Genomic DNA, 11,611 nt, shown 5'->3' on the forward strand with positions numbered 1-11,611 from the left:
TGATCGCTCATGCCTGGGAATACTATAATTAATTAGCAAAAGGTGTCATCCTTGAAAATTGATAAAAATCAACTGGTCTTGCTAGTAGGAGCGATCGCTCTAGTATTGATCTTTGTAGGATGCGAGTACATAAAGCGACAGCCAGCAGATGATGCAGCAAGGCAATTGGAAGGCGTACTGCAAAAAGATAAGGAAATACAACAGCAGTACAAACAATAAGCCTGCCTTAATGGATGTCCAATATTATCAAAAAAGGCAGAGGACAGAAGGAATTTATTTATCCCTTCTCCTCAATGTCACGTAGTAAAGACCACTAAATCTAAATATTTTAGTGCGAGTGCAAAACGCTGTTTATTCATCCGCCAGTCGTACATAATTCATTCTGAATTCTGACTCCTGAATTCTGTTTTGATAAGGAGTGTGATCGAACTTCTATGTAAAGGTTGGTCACGATAGCATGGATACAAATAGAAAAACTATCTTGTATGTCTCAGCCCCTGGCTACCACCACTAGTGTAAAAGATGTCAATGAAAGTATAATTTTCCCACCAGGTGACATCTATAGTGACGAACCCCCATTGGAATCTGATTTACACCGCGAACAAATTGATTTACTTATCCGCCTGATTAAATGGTGGTGGCGCGATCGTCAGGATTTTTATGCTACCGCCAACTTGACTATTTATTTCAGTCCTAACCAGAAAAAATCAGAAGAATTTCGAGGCCCTGATTTCTTTGTGGTTTTAGATACAGAAAAAAAAGACCGCAAAAGCTGGGTTGTATGGCAAGAAGACGGCAAATATCCCAATGTGATTATTGAGATGTTATCTGATTCTACTGCCTCGGTTGATAAAGGTTTGAAAAAGCAAATTTACCAGAATACATTTCGCACCCTTGATTACTTTTGGTTTGACCCAAATAACTTAGAATTCCAGGGATTTCACTTAGTTGATGGTCAATATCAAGACATTGCACCCACTGAGTCAGGTTGGTTGTGGAGTCAGCAGTTAAGGCTGTATTTGGGAGTTGAGGAGGGTAAATTACGCTTTTTTACCCCAGATGGGCATCGAGTGATGTTGCCAGAAGAAGAAGCAAACCAACAATTGCAGCAAGTGAACCAACAATTAGCACAGGAACGCCAACGGGCTGAAAAATTGGCAGAACGCTTACGAGCCGCAGGCATTGAACCTGAGTAAATATTTTAAGTACAGGATTATACAATAAATAAATAATACAGAAAGGTTTTACAGAGATTCACAACTAGTTAACAACAAGACGCGGTGGGGGCACAACAATGTTGTACCCCTACAAGCACTGTATTTAACTCAATTGAAAACTATTCTTACGATCCCCATAAAGTCTTAAAATATTGTTAATTTCAGCCCAACCTCTCGACCTTCAACTTACAAGTATCACCCCAAAATCACTATGGCTATCGGCTACGTCGCGCTTGTACTCCACGCACATCTGCCCTTCGTTCGTCACCCGGAAAGTGACTACGTGCTGGAGGAAGAATGGCTTTATGAAGCCATCACAGAAACCTACATCCCCTTATTGAAAGTATTTGAAGGCTTAAAGCGAGACGGTATCGACTTTAAAATCACGATGAGTATGACACCACCTCTAGTGTCCATGCTTCGTGACCCTCTGTTGCAAGAACGCTATGACGCACACTTGACTCAACTAGAAGAACTTATACAACTAGAAGCAGAACATAATGTCAATAACGGACATCTTCGTTATTTAGCCGAACATTACATTACTGAGTTTAAAGAAGCGCGTCAGCTATGGGAACGCAATCAAGGTGACTTGGTGACAGCTTTTAAGCAGTTCCAAGACAGTAACAACCTGGAAATCATCACTTGCGGCGCTACTCACGGCTATTTGCCGTTGATGAAAATGTATCCAGAAGCGGTGTGGGCGCAAATTCAGGTAGCTTGCGAACATTACGAGCAAACCTTTGGACAAGCACCCAGAGGCATTTGGTTGCCTGAATGCGCCTACTATGAAGGTCTAGACCGGATGCTAGCGGATGCTGGCTTACGCTACTTCCTCACTGATGGGCATGGCATCCTTTACGCCCGTCCCCGTCCGCGCTTTGGCACTTATGCCCCAATTTATACAGAAACTGGTGTTGCGGTCTTTGGAAGAGATCATGAATCTTCCCAACAGGTATGGTCTTCTGAGGTGGGCTATCCTGGGGCGGCGGAATATCGGGAATTTTACAAAGATTTGGGCTGGGAAGCAGAATATGAGTACATCAAGCCGTACATTATGCCCAATGGTCAGCGGAAAAATACGGGTATTAAGTATCACAAAATTACGGGGCGTGGCTTAGGACTTTCAGATAAGGCACTCTACGATCCGTATTGGGCTAAGGAAAAGGCAGCAGAACACGCTGATAACTTTATGTATAACCGAGAGCGGCAATCTGAGCATCTCTATGGTATAATGCAGCGCCCGCCAATTATCGTTTCACCTTATGACGCAGAGTTATTTGGACATTGGTGGTATGAAGGCCCTTGGTTCATAGATTACCTATTCCGCAAGTCATGGTATGACCAAAAAACATATCAAATGACCCATTTAGCAGACTATTTGCGAGATCAGCCGAATCAGCAAGTTTGTCGTCCTTCGCAGTCGAGTTGGGGTTTCAAGGGTTTCCACGAGTATTGGTTGAACGAAACGAATGCGTGGGTTTATCCGCATTTGCACAAAGCTGCTGAACGGATGATTGAAATCTCGCATTTGGAACCAGAGGATGAATTGCAGTGGAAAGCGCTCAACCAAGCGGCGCGGGAACTGTTATTAGCACAATCTTCCGACTGGGCATTTATTATGCGGACGGGAACAATGGTACCCTATGCAGTTAGACGGACGCGATCGCACTTAATGCGGTTCAATAAGCTCTACGAAGATGTTAAAGTCGGCAAAGTTGACAGTGGTTGGTTGGAAAAAGTCGAGTTAATGGATAATATCTTCCCCGAAATCAACTATCGCGTCTACCGTCCGCTATAGTCTCACAAAAAATAATCAACAGCAGTAGGGTGGGCATTGCTCACCCTATATTAGTAGTGAGGAGGGTTTCTTTTACCAACAACAGAGCAAGCCTTAGCGTGTGTAAGGGTTTGTCAAATGCTGTCAAATCTTTACAAAGACATCCGCTTATTTCGATTTGACGACAAAACAGGGCAAGTTTACATCCTAGCTGGAGATGAACTCCAAGTCATTGTACTAAGTAATGGAATCTGGGATTTTGTCAATGAACCAGAATTATGAGCAAATGAGTTTTACAGAGTTGAGAGCTTACGTCGTGGAAAACCGCGAAGACATTGAGGCTCTACGTTTTTTAATGAGCAAACGTGACCCTAATTCTAAAGGCTATCCTATGCCTGTGACAGAAGCTGATATGCAAGCCCAGATCGAAATCATCAGGCGCAAGATTAATGGAGAACTTTGAGATTATTGTCTAATTTCAGTAAGCATAATTAAGGGGGGTAAATCATACTCACCCGATTATTTTATTAATATTGCCGGACTTAGCTAAAGGTTATCTGGATCAATATTTAATTCTCGGAGTTTAGCAGCTAATCTTTGCGCTTTTTGCTCTGTTTGCTGTCGAGCCTCTTCTGCGGCTTGTCGTGCTGCTGCTTCCTCTTCATGAGTTAGCAATGTTTGACCCGTAGCTGGATTGTAAAAACGTAGTTTTCCCGCCTCCATGCGTAACTCTAGCCCCAAAACTTCACTGGATAGGGACACTGTACCATTTGGCAGGGTATTGGCTGCTACTGGAAAATAATTCCCATCGACCAAGTGTAAACCCTGGAGTTGGGGATTGAGATAATCGCCTGTGGGGTCATATTGGAAATATTCATGCACTCCCAGAAAGGCGTAAATTCCTTTCTTTGCACCTTGGTCTTTGCTGCGGGTGCTTTTTGAGGTAATCTCTAGAACAAAATCTGGGATTTGATTATTTTCTTCCCAGGTTTTGTAAGAGCGTCTGTCACGGTTTTCGACTCCAAACACCACAAATACATCTGGTGCGACAACCGATTCTGGATAACCTTTTTCGTAGTAAATAAATAGATTACCAGCAACGTATACATCTGGGTGATTTTGAAAATAAATTTCTAGTACAGTGGTAGCGTATACGAGACACTTGCGCTGTAAATCACCTTCGGCCATCGGCTTACCATCCTCATCTGGGTACTCAATTGGGGTAACGGGGATATACTCTACTGAGGCTGTCATGGTCGGATACCTCAACTCAACTAGGGCTAGATTCAATAATATCGCTCAAAAACCTGTCGCCATGACTGGGAGGCTGAGAAATCACCAGGAATTCCAGATTGCAATTGCTTTGATTGAGCATCTGATGAGGAACATTAGGCGGAACTTCCACACCTTCGTGTTGAGAAAGCATTTGGCGGGAACCATCGATTTCTAAGGTTGCCTTTCCAGATAAGATAAAGAAAAATTGGTGTGTAGGCGTAGCCCGTCGTAGACATCGCTGCTTAGTCCGAGTTCCTGTCGTTCGGCACCCATAAAACGCTACCAGTGCCATCCACCGAGGTTCTACGGAATCAACCGATCTGCGCGTAGTTGCTCGAACAGGTCAAAAAACGACTCGTCCGTTTTCTGGTATATGGAGAAGCCGAGTTTGCGGCTCTTCGACATGTCGGTCATAACCTCAATCGGACGCCCAAGATCGAGATCGGTGTGCCATGCAGACGACAGACGGCTCAGATCCGGCTCGGCGAGGTCATGCTGCTTTGCGATCTCGCGCCAGACAGCACCTTCATTCGCCATTTCGGCTTCGAGCGGGTGGGTTGTGCCGTCGAAGCCGATGGGATCGATGCCGAACCAGTCAGCCACCCGCCCCCACAACCATATCCAGCGGAAGATGTCGCCATTGACGACGTTAAACGCCTCGTTGTGGGCCGCTTCGGTCTTCGCCGCCCAGACTAGGTGCTTCGCCAGCACCCGCGCGTCGGTCATGTCGGAGATGCCCTTCCACTGCGCTTCAGAACCTGGCCAGCGAAACGGGCGCCCAGTTTCCTTGCAGATCGCGGCATACACGGCCAGCGTCGTGCCGAGGTTCATCAAATTGCCGACCGCCTTTCCAATGACAGTGTGAGGGCGATGAATGGTCCAGGTGAAACCGTCACGGGCTGCGGCGGCATAGACCTCATCTTCCTGAGCATAATAGAAATTTTCGACGTCGAGCCGGGGCTGCTCCTCGCGCAATGGAGTTTCTGGCAGCGATCCGCCTCTGGCGTATGCATCGAATGGCCCGAGATAGTGCTTGAGGCCGGTGACGAGGGCGACGTGCTGCACTGAGTCCTTCGGTGACAGAACATCCAGTAGATTGCGAACCATCGTGCCGTTGACTCTGACATTCTCAGCCTCGGTCGCATTACGCATCCACGTCGTGATGAAGATGTGCGTCGGGGCGATGTCTGACAGCGCAGTTTTCAGGCTGCCTAGATCGAGCAGATCGGCAGCAACAGGGCGTAACCCTTCCACCCCTTTTTTAAGATTTCGGGCCAACCCATAGGTCGTCCATCCATTCGCGATCAGTTCTTTCGCAAGATTGCTGCCGATGATGCCGCTCGCGCCCACAACTAAGGCTGTCCCATCCATATCCTGTCTACCAGTAAGGAAATTTTCTATAACAATCCTAAGCCCCAAATTTCCAGGCTTCGTGTAACTAACATATAAAAAAGACAGGCATCTTGCCTGTCCTAGAAGTAATGATTTCGCAAATAATTTAGAAATTCATCTCAGCAGCTTGAACTTTCTCAACCTGCTTCTTCTTCAGCACAAGCATAACTTGAGCTAACATTACAAGAGCGATGAACGCAATCATCCATTTAACTCTAGAGGCATCTTGAAGTACGATTTCTCCATCTGCTTGACCGAATCCACCGACATTGGGGTTGCTGGTCAAAGCTTCACCAGTCTTAACTGCTTGCCCTTCGGAAACAACCAGTTCTGGGCCTAAAGGAATCGTATCAACGACAACATCACCAGATTCAGGTTGGATGTTGACTAGATATTTAACATTACCGTCTCCATCTTCCTCTTTGGCAATTTTGGTAATTGTGCCAGTAGCGGAAGCGTTGTAAACAGTGTTGTTGCTCTTTTCGCCAGTGGGATAAACTTGTCCGCGTCCCCGGTTAGCACCCAGGTGAACTGAATATTTACCGAAGTGGATGTTTTTGTCGGTTGCGGGGTTGGGAGAAAGAACAGGGAAGACGATTTCCTGATACTGTTCACCTGGTAAGGGGCCGACGATGACGACGTTTTCTTTGTCTTCGCTGTAGGGTTGGAAGGGAGTGTCGCCAACTTCTTCTTTAAGTTCTTCAGAAAGACGATCTTCGGGAGCAATCTTAAAGCCTTCAGGTAGCATCAGTACAGCACCGACATTCAAGCCAACCTTAGAACCATCGGCACCAACTTGCTGGGCGCTAAGATCGTAGGGAATTTTCACCACAGCTTTGAATACAGTGTCAGGTAGCACCGATTGGGGAACTTCCACTTCTGTCGGCTTGGCTGCTAGGTGACAGTTGGCACAAACAATCCGTCCTGTTGGTTCGCGGGGGGTTTCGGGATAGGTTTGCTGTGCCCAAAAGGGATAGGCGGCAGCTGATTGGGGAAGGGCTAGATCGCTGGTGAAGTAAAATGTCACAGTAGCGATCGCTATGAGCAATGTTTTGACGATCGCTCTAGCGCTGCGAGTTAACCTCGCTCTTAAGAAAACATTTCTCATCTCTAATAAGGGCAACGATTGAATTAGTCATTAGTCATTGGTCATTAGTCATTAGTCATTAAGCCCTGAACAAAGCGCAAAGTCTGTAGACGCTTCTGCGGTGAAGCAGCGCGGTCTTCTCCCAAAGGGAGACGCCAAAGGCGATAGCGCAGCGTTAGCGAGTCCGCGAGCGTCTGGGGGTTTCCCCCATGAGCGACTGCTGTTAGCGCAGCGTTAGCGACGTTAGGAGCGTCACCCGAAGGGCTTCCCGCAGGGTGCGCCGGCTTCCGGCGAACAGAACTTTGTAAGAGAGGACGAATGACTAAGGACTAAGGACAAAATTATTAAGCCCACCAAGCTGCATCGCCGGTGCGGAAGTCGGTTTCAGTCCAAGGGGTCAAAACGATTTTGTCGTCTTTTACATTGGTATGAGCCAAAGGTAAAGACAGGGGCGCTGGGCCGCGAACAACCTTACCAGTTTCGTCATACTGGGAACCATGACAAGGACACTTAAACTTGTTCTCTGCAATGTTCCAGGGGACTACACAACCTAAGTGGGTGCAGATGGCGTTAATGCCATAATCTTTGATCGCTTCTTTGCTGTCTACCACAATATAGGTAGGATCTCCCTTTAGCCCTTGGACTAGGTTGCGATCGCCTGCATTCCGGTTTTCTAGAAATTTAGCGACGCTAACATCGTTACCTAGCTCGTCTTTTGCCGTTACACCGCCACCAGCACCACCTGTTGCGGGTGGAATAAAGTAGTTGACAACGGGATACAATGCACCCAGAGCCACTCCAGTGACAGTCCCAAAAGTGAGCAGATTCATGAACTGACGACGCCCCATATCGGGCACGTCTGCTGATTCAGAAAATTGAGCCATAATCTCCGCGCTCTTTGTGTATTTTGTTAAGCATTTTGACAAAAGTACTGTACTTGAGGAACTTTTGTCTAAGTCGAAATGCTAGCGCTCACAACGATGCCATACTTCTTTGTTCCAAGATATAAAAAGCATCTTTTCTGTTAGCATTACATTTCTTTATATCCTTATCATACTGGAGTCACGGAACTTAACATCATAACTAAATGTAAAATCTGATTGAGAAAAGCTATGACAGGACAGGAATTACGTCAGATATTGCTTGATAAGTGGGGATATTCTTATGATGTCCAGTTTCGACGGGCGCAGGGAAAGATATTTTTGCAAGTCATGTGGAAATACTTGGAGCAAGCTTCTTTTCCCTTGAGCGAGACGGAGTACCAAGAGCATCTTGACACTATTGCTAATTATCTTCATGCCTTGGGTGGGTCAACACAAGTACAAACATTTATTACCCAAACACGCGATCGCCCCCGGCTCGGCAAGGCTGTTAGCATCCCTCTAGATTTGGGTGAACGTTCTTCGGAATGGATATTATGACCAAGTTTTTCTTCCTTAATTTAGAATTATTTTAATCCGTCATTTCAGGATAGTAAAACTATGAATTCTCCATTTCCCGGAATGAATCCTTATTTAGAAAATCCTGTGTTTTGGTCAGAATTACATCATCGATTCATTACAGCTATAGCAGATACTATTGAAGAAAATATTCCCCCACAGTATCGAGTTGCAATTGAACAACGTACTTATTTAAGTGATGACTCAGATTCTGTATTAGTTGGTATACCTGATGTTTCTATTTTTTCTCAACACAAATCACCGCAGCAATACTCATCAACTAGTACCCAAAAAGAAACGTCAGAAGGCATTACGGTGATGATACCGTTACCTGAACATATTACGGAGAATTACTTAGAAATTCGAGAAGTTTCTACAGGTTTTGTGGTGACATCTATCGAAGTTTTATCTCCTAAAAATAAACGCCCAGGCGAAGGGAGAAAAGCCTATGAACTGAAACGCAAACAAGTTTTAGCTAGTCTTTCTCACTTAGTCGAAATTGATTTACTCAGAAGTGGAAAAGCCATGTCAATTTTAGGGGAAGTGCCTGTAACAGATTATCAAATTATTGTTAGCAGAAGTGAAACACGTCCTCAAGCTAAATTATACGGATTTAGTGTCAGATAAACGATTCCCGTATTTCCATTACCGTTACAGTCAGAAGATACAGAAGCGATTGTAAATTTGCAATCTTTATTGCATGGTATATACAATCGTGCCAGATATTACTTAGCAATTGATTATAATAAAGAACCAGTACCACCCCTAAAACCAGAAGATGCTTTATGGTCTGATACCCTCTTACGCGAACAAGGGTTAAGGAATAATTAGTAATTAGTTAATAATTTTACCTATTCCCTGTCACCTGTCACCTATTCCCTATGTTATTTACCTGTGAGCTTCACCAGTCCAACACCACCAAAATAAAGCCCTAAAACTGCTCCCGCTAAAAGACTTTGAGTTAAGGGGTCAGTAGAAGGTGTAAGCACGGCTCCTAAAACCACTGCTCCCATAATCACGTAACGCCAACCAGAAACCATTCGTTGAGATGAGACAATGTTCAAATTACCGAGCAACAGTTGGATAATCGGAATTTGAAATGCTAAACCAGTGCTGAATAACAGTAGCAGCACAAATTCAAAATATTTATCAATTGACCAAATTTGTTCAACTACATCTGCTCCGTAGCTGATGAAAAAATTCAAAGCTGCGGGAATCAGCAGTAAATAGGCAAATACTAACCCCGCTCCAAACAGCACACTTGAACCCAAAACCACAGGCCCCACTATCCGGCGTTCACGGCGAGTCAGTCCTGGAAGCACAAATTGGATAATTTGGTAAAGAATGAAAGGACTAGTAAGTATGATACCAGTGTAGGCTGCAACTTTGACGGAGACAAAGAAATACTCTCCGGGTGCAAGTTGGAGAAATTTTACTCCTTGTGCGGGAACCTCAAGTAGCTGGACAATCGGTTTAACGGCAAAGAAACAGCCAATAATACCCACCGCTACGGCAATCAGAGAATAGAAAATGCGCTGCCGCAACTCTTCTAGGTGGTCGAAAAGAGACATTTCAACTTCACCTGGCAACTCGTCCAGAGGATCGGTGTCTGAGTTGCCATATTCTTCGGGGTCGAGGTTGGCAACGTTTACAGTATCTACGTCTTGTGAAGGCGTCATGAGTCAGCTAGTAGGCAACATTTGTTAACTATTTTATCTGGGGAATGGAGCTAGCAAGATATGTTTTTCAGTGCTGTAGGTTTTTTGTCCTGTTTTTTCGGGTTGCGTCTGCATAAATTAGTAGTAAGCCATCTTGTAGGCAATGCCTAACCTAAAAAAGGGTGGAACCGCTAATTTAGAAGTTACGTCTCTGCGGCTAGTAGCGCTGAGTAAATTGACACAACATCATAACAATACTCAGTTTGGAAATCCGGTTCATCAAGGTGGTATCTATACATAGCGTAATCGGAAATTTTTAGCTGAGGTTTTATGAATCGGACAATTTGCATTGGACTGATGGCATTGCCTCTTTATTTATACAATGCTCAATTAGGCAATACTCATAATATTGACGTGTCAATTGTCGAAGACCAGCTTCCCATAATAACTGCTCTAGTCGTTTACAGCACAAATTCTCAGTTCGATAAACTTCCGTGGCAAATATCGGCTAGAGATGACCAAACCGAAGATTGTCTTCGCGCTGGTACTTGCAGAGATTGATACTAATTCTAATTTAGAATTTCAGTAATTTCATCATAATACGGAGAGAGTTAATGGTTGCAGGAAATCAACGCGCAGTAGTGGTGACAGGAGCATCAACAGGAATTGGTCAGGCGTGTGCTTTGCTTTTAGACCAGTTAGGCTTCTCTGTTTTTGCTGGTGTGCGTCAAGATATTGATGCTCAAACACTTAAAGAGAAAGGGTCACAAAGGCTTATTCCGATTTTTTTAGATGTTACTGACGCTGAATCGATCGCAGCTGCTGTTGATCAGGTAACAAATGCAGTCGGTGGGGCTGGAATTTTAGGTTTAGTGAATAATGCCGGAATTGCTGTCCCTGGCCCCTTAGAATTATTAGCGATCGCAGAATTTCAACACCAAATGCAGGTTAATGTCACCGGACAATTAGCAGTGACACAAGCATTTCTTGGTCTATTACGCCAAGATCGGGGTCGAATTGTCAATATGGGTTCCATTTCTGGTAGAAGCCCTGCGCCGTTCCTGGGTGCTTACAATGCTTCCAAATTTGCGCTCGTTGCACTCAATGATGTAATGCGGATGGAGTTACGCCCTTGGGGAATCTCGGTTTCAATTATTGAACCTGGTTCCATCGCTACCCCAATCTGGGAAAAGTCCCTAAATCAATCTGAAATAGCACAGCACGATCTATCTCAAACAGCACAAAATCTCTACGGTCAGGCGATGAATATTGTCCGTGAGAAAATGCAGATTATCGCATCTAGGGGAATTTCTGCGGATCTTGTGGCTCAGGCTGTTGTCCATGCGCTCACTGCAAAGCAACCCAAGACACGCTATCTTGTTGGACTAGATGCCAAAATTGGATCTGTGCTGAAGCATATTTTGCCCGACAAGCTGCACGATCGCGTTATTTTATACTCAATGGGTTTGTAGATTACTTCCCGTTTTTCAGAGGTCGTTACCCTGAATGCAAAAGCTGTTGTTGCTAAAATCATGATTTTCATCAGCAAAATCATGGTTTTCATCAACAAAATCATGGTTTTCATCAACAAAAGGATCTGTTTCATTAACAAAAGGATCTGTTTCATTAACAAAAGGATCTGTTTCATTAACAAAAGGATCTGTTTCATTAACAAAAGGATCTGTTTCATTAACAAAAGGATCTGTTTCATTAACAAAATCATGATTTAGCAACGAGATTAAGTTCAAAATTGCTGTAACAAA

The 11,611-nt window shown here is 44.5% G+C and carries 15 protein-coding genes and 2 pseudogenes; 10 read left to right on the forward strand and 7 right to left on the reverse strand.

Annotation, left to right across the window (positions count from 1 at the left end):
• Positions 1-51: 51 nt before the first annotated feature.
• The 5 genes and pseudogenes from LC608_RS29360 (at position 52) to LC608_RS29380 (ending at position 3,460) form a co-directional block, all read left to right on the forward strand.
• Positions 52-219 (forward strand): hypothetical protein, encoded by a 168-nt coding sequence (locus LC608_RS29360; protein WP_229556944.1) that lies wholly within the window; start codon positions 52-54, stop codon positions 217-219.
• A gap of 266 nt (positions 220-485) precedes the next feature.
• Complete coding sequence (locus LC608_RS29365) at positions 486-1,196, forward strand: Uma2 family endonuclease (RefSeq protein WP_229556945.1); 711 nt, start codon at positions 486-488, stop codon at positions 1,194-1,196.
• Positions 1,197-1,428: 232 nt separating this feature from the next.
• The gene (locus tag LC608_RS29370; protein WP_229556946.1) at positions 1,429-3,018 is read left to right on the forward strand and encodes a glycoside hydrolase family 57 protein; all 1,590 of its coding nucleotides are present in this window, start codon (positions 1,429-1,431) and stop codon (positions 3,016-3,018) included.
• A gap of 87 nt (positions 3,019-3,105) precedes the next feature.
• Positions 3,106-3,279: pseudogene (locus LC608_RS29375) on the forward strand (hypothetical protein); the annotation flags it as partial.
• On the forward strand, positions 3,263-3,460 hold the full coding sequence (locus tag LC608_RS29380; RefSeq protein WP_229556947.1) for a hypothetical protein: 198 nt from the start codon (positions 3,263-3,265) through the stop codon (positions 3,458-3,460). The pseudogene LC608_RS29375 and the gene LC608_RS29380, both read left to right, overlap by 17 nt.
• Before the next feature lie 83 nt (positions 3,461-3,543).
• Here LC608_RS29380 and LC608_RS29385 read toward each other — a convergent pair whose 3' ends face one another.
• From LC608_RS29385 to petC, 5 genes are all read right to left on the reverse strand, one after another.
• Positions 3,544-4,251 carry a Uma2 family endonuclease gene (locus tag LC608_RS29385; protein WP_229556948.1) on the reverse strand — a complete coding sequence of 236 codons (708 nt, stop codon included), beginning with the start codon at positions 4,249-4,251 and terminating at the stop codon, positions 3,544-3,546.
• A 16-nt stretch (positions 4,252-4,267) separates the two neighbouring features.
• On the reverse strand, positions 4,268-4,564 hold the full coding sequence (locus tag LC608_RS29390; RefSeq protein WP_229556949.1) for a cupin domain-containing protein: 297 nt from the start codon (positions 4,562-4,564) through the stop codon (positions 4,268-4,270).
• 11 nt (positions 4,565-4,575) lie between these two features.
• Positions 4,576-5,643: an SDR family oxidoreductase gene (locus LC608_RS29395; RefSeq protein ID WP_229556950.1), complete on the reverse strand. Its 1,068-nt coding sequence runs from the start codon at positions 5,641-5,643 to the stop codon at positions 4,576-4,578.
• A 127-nt stretch (positions 5,644-5,770) separates the two neighbouring features.
• Positions 5,771-6,772, reverse strand: coding sequence for a cytochrome f (gene petA / locus LC608_RS29400; protein WP_229556951.1), 1,002 nt, complete (start codon positions 6,770-6,772; stop codon positions 5,771-5,773).
• Between the two features lie 323 nt (positions 6,773-7,095).
• Positions 7,096-7,635: a cytochrome b6-f complex iron-sulfur subunit gene (petC, locus tag LC608_RS29405; protein ID WP_118166992.1), complete on the reverse strand. Its 540-nt coding sequence runs from the start codon at positions 7,633-7,635 to the stop codon at positions 7,096-7,098.
• A 228-nt stretch (positions 7,636-7,863) separates the two neighbouring features.
• Here petC and LC608_RS29410 point away from each other — a divergent pair, with 228 nt between their 5' ends.
• Complete coding sequence (locus LC608_RS29410) at positions 7,864-8,172, forward strand: DUF3067 family protein (RefSeq protein WP_229556952.1); 309 nt, start codon at positions 7,864-7,866, stop codon at positions 8,170-8,172.
• A gap of 81 nt (positions 8,173-8,253) precedes the next feature.
• Positions 8,254-9,021, forward strand: a pseudogene (locus tag LC608_RS29415) (DUF4058 family protein).
• A gap of 53 nt (positions 9,022-9,074) precedes the next feature.
• Here LC608_RS29415 and tatC read toward each other — a convergent pair.
• Entirely contained in the window at positions 9,075-9,869 is a 795-nt protein-coding gene (tatC, locus tag LC608_RS29420; protein WP_229556953.1) for a twin-arginine translocase subunit TatC, read from the reverse strand.
• A gap of 142 nt (positions 9,870-10,011) precedes the next feature.
• Here tatC and LC608_RS29425 point away from each other — a divergent pair, with 142 nt between their 5' ends.
• The 3 genes from LC608_RS29425 to LC608_RS29435 are packed head-to-tail and all read left to right on the forward strand — an operon-like array spanning position 10,012 to position 11,320.
• A complete protein-coding gene (locus LC608_RS29425) occupies positions 10,012-10,149 on the forward strand; it encodes a hypothetical protein (protein ID WP_229556954.1) in 138 nt (45 codons plus the stop codon).
• Between the two features lie 29 nt (positions 10,150-10,178).
• Positions 10,179-10,409, forward strand: a complete 231-nt coding sequence (locus tag LC608_RS29430; protein WP_229556955.1) for a hypothetical protein — start codon at positions 10,179-10,181, stop codon at positions 10,407-10,409.
• 53 nt (positions 10,410-10,462) lie between these two features.
• Entirely contained in the window at positions 10,463-11,320 is an 858-nt protein-coding gene (locus LC608_RS29435) for an SDR family NAD(P)-dependent oxidoreductase (RefSeq protein WP_229556956.1), read from the forward strand.
• Between the two features lie 15 nt (positions 11,321-11,335).
• Here the strand turns inward: LC608_RS29435 and LC608_RS29440 are convergent, their stop codons facing one another.
• Positions 11,336-11,581, reverse strand: a complete 246-nt coding sequence (locus LC608_RS29440; protein WP_229556957.1) for a hypothetical protein — start codon at positions 11,579-11,581, stop codon at positions 11,336-11,338.
• Positions 11,582-11,611: the final 30 nt, after the last annotated feature.

This window comes from Nostoc sp. XA010, assembly GCF_020829625.1.
GTDB lineage: Bacteria > Cyanobacteriota > Cyanobacteriia > Cyanobacteriales > Nostocaceae > Nostoc.

Excerpts from the sequence above, each read along its gene's own strand:
- LC608_RS29365 (WP_229556945.1), top strand. The coding sequence starts at position 486 with ATGTCTCAGCCCCTGGCTACCACCACTAGTGTAAAAGATGTCAATGAA.
- LC608_RS29370 (WP_229556946.1), top strand. The coding sequence starts at position 1,429 with ATGGCTATCGGCTACGTCGCGCTTGTACTCCACGCACATCTGCCCTTC.
- LC608_RS29380 (WP_229556947.1), top strand. The coding sequence starts at position 3,263 with ATGAACCAGAATTATGAGCAAATGAGTTTTACAGAGTTGAGAGCTTAC.
- LC608_RS29385 (WP_229556948.1), bottom strand. The coding sequence starts at position 4,251 with ATGACAGCCTCAGTAGAGTATATCCCCGTTACCCCAATTGAGTACCCA.
- LC608_RS29390 (WP_229556949.1), bottom strand. The coding sequence starts at position 4,564 with ATGGCACTGGTAGCGTTTTATGGGTGCCGAACGACAGGAACTCGGACT.
- LC608_RS29395 (WP_229556950.1), bottom strand. The coding sequence starts at position 5,643 with ATGGATGGGACAGCCTTAGTTGTGGGCGCGAGCGGCATCATCGGCAGC.
- petA (WP_229556951.1), bottom strand. The coding sequence starts at position 6,772 with ATGAGAAATGTTTTCTTAAGAGCGAGGTTAACTCGCAGCGCTAGAGCG.
- petC (WP_118166992.1), bottom strand. The coding sequence starts at position 7,635 with ATGGCTCAATTTTCTGAATCAGCAGACGTGCCCGATATGGGGCGTCGT.
- LC608_RS29410 (WP_229556952.1), top strand. The coding sequence starts at position 7,864 with ATGACAGGACAGGAATTACGTCAGATATTGCTTGATAAGTGGGGATAT.
- tatC (WP_229556953.1), bottom strand. The coding sequence starts at position 9,869 with ATGACGCCTTCACAAGACGTAGATACTGTAAACGTTGCCAACCTCGAC.
- LC608_RS29425 (WP_229556954.1), top strand. The coding sequence starts at position 10,012 with ATGCCTAACCTAAAAAAGGGTGGAACCGCTAATTTAGAAGTTACGTCT.
- LC608_RS29430 (WP_229556955.1), top strand. The coding sequence starts at position 10,179 with ATGAATCGGACAATTTGCATTGGACTGATGGCATTGCCTCTTTATTTA.
- LC608_RS29435 (WP_229556956.1), top strand. The coding sequence starts at position 10,463 with ATGGTTGCAGGAAATCAACGCGCAGTAGTGGTGACAGGAGCATCAACA.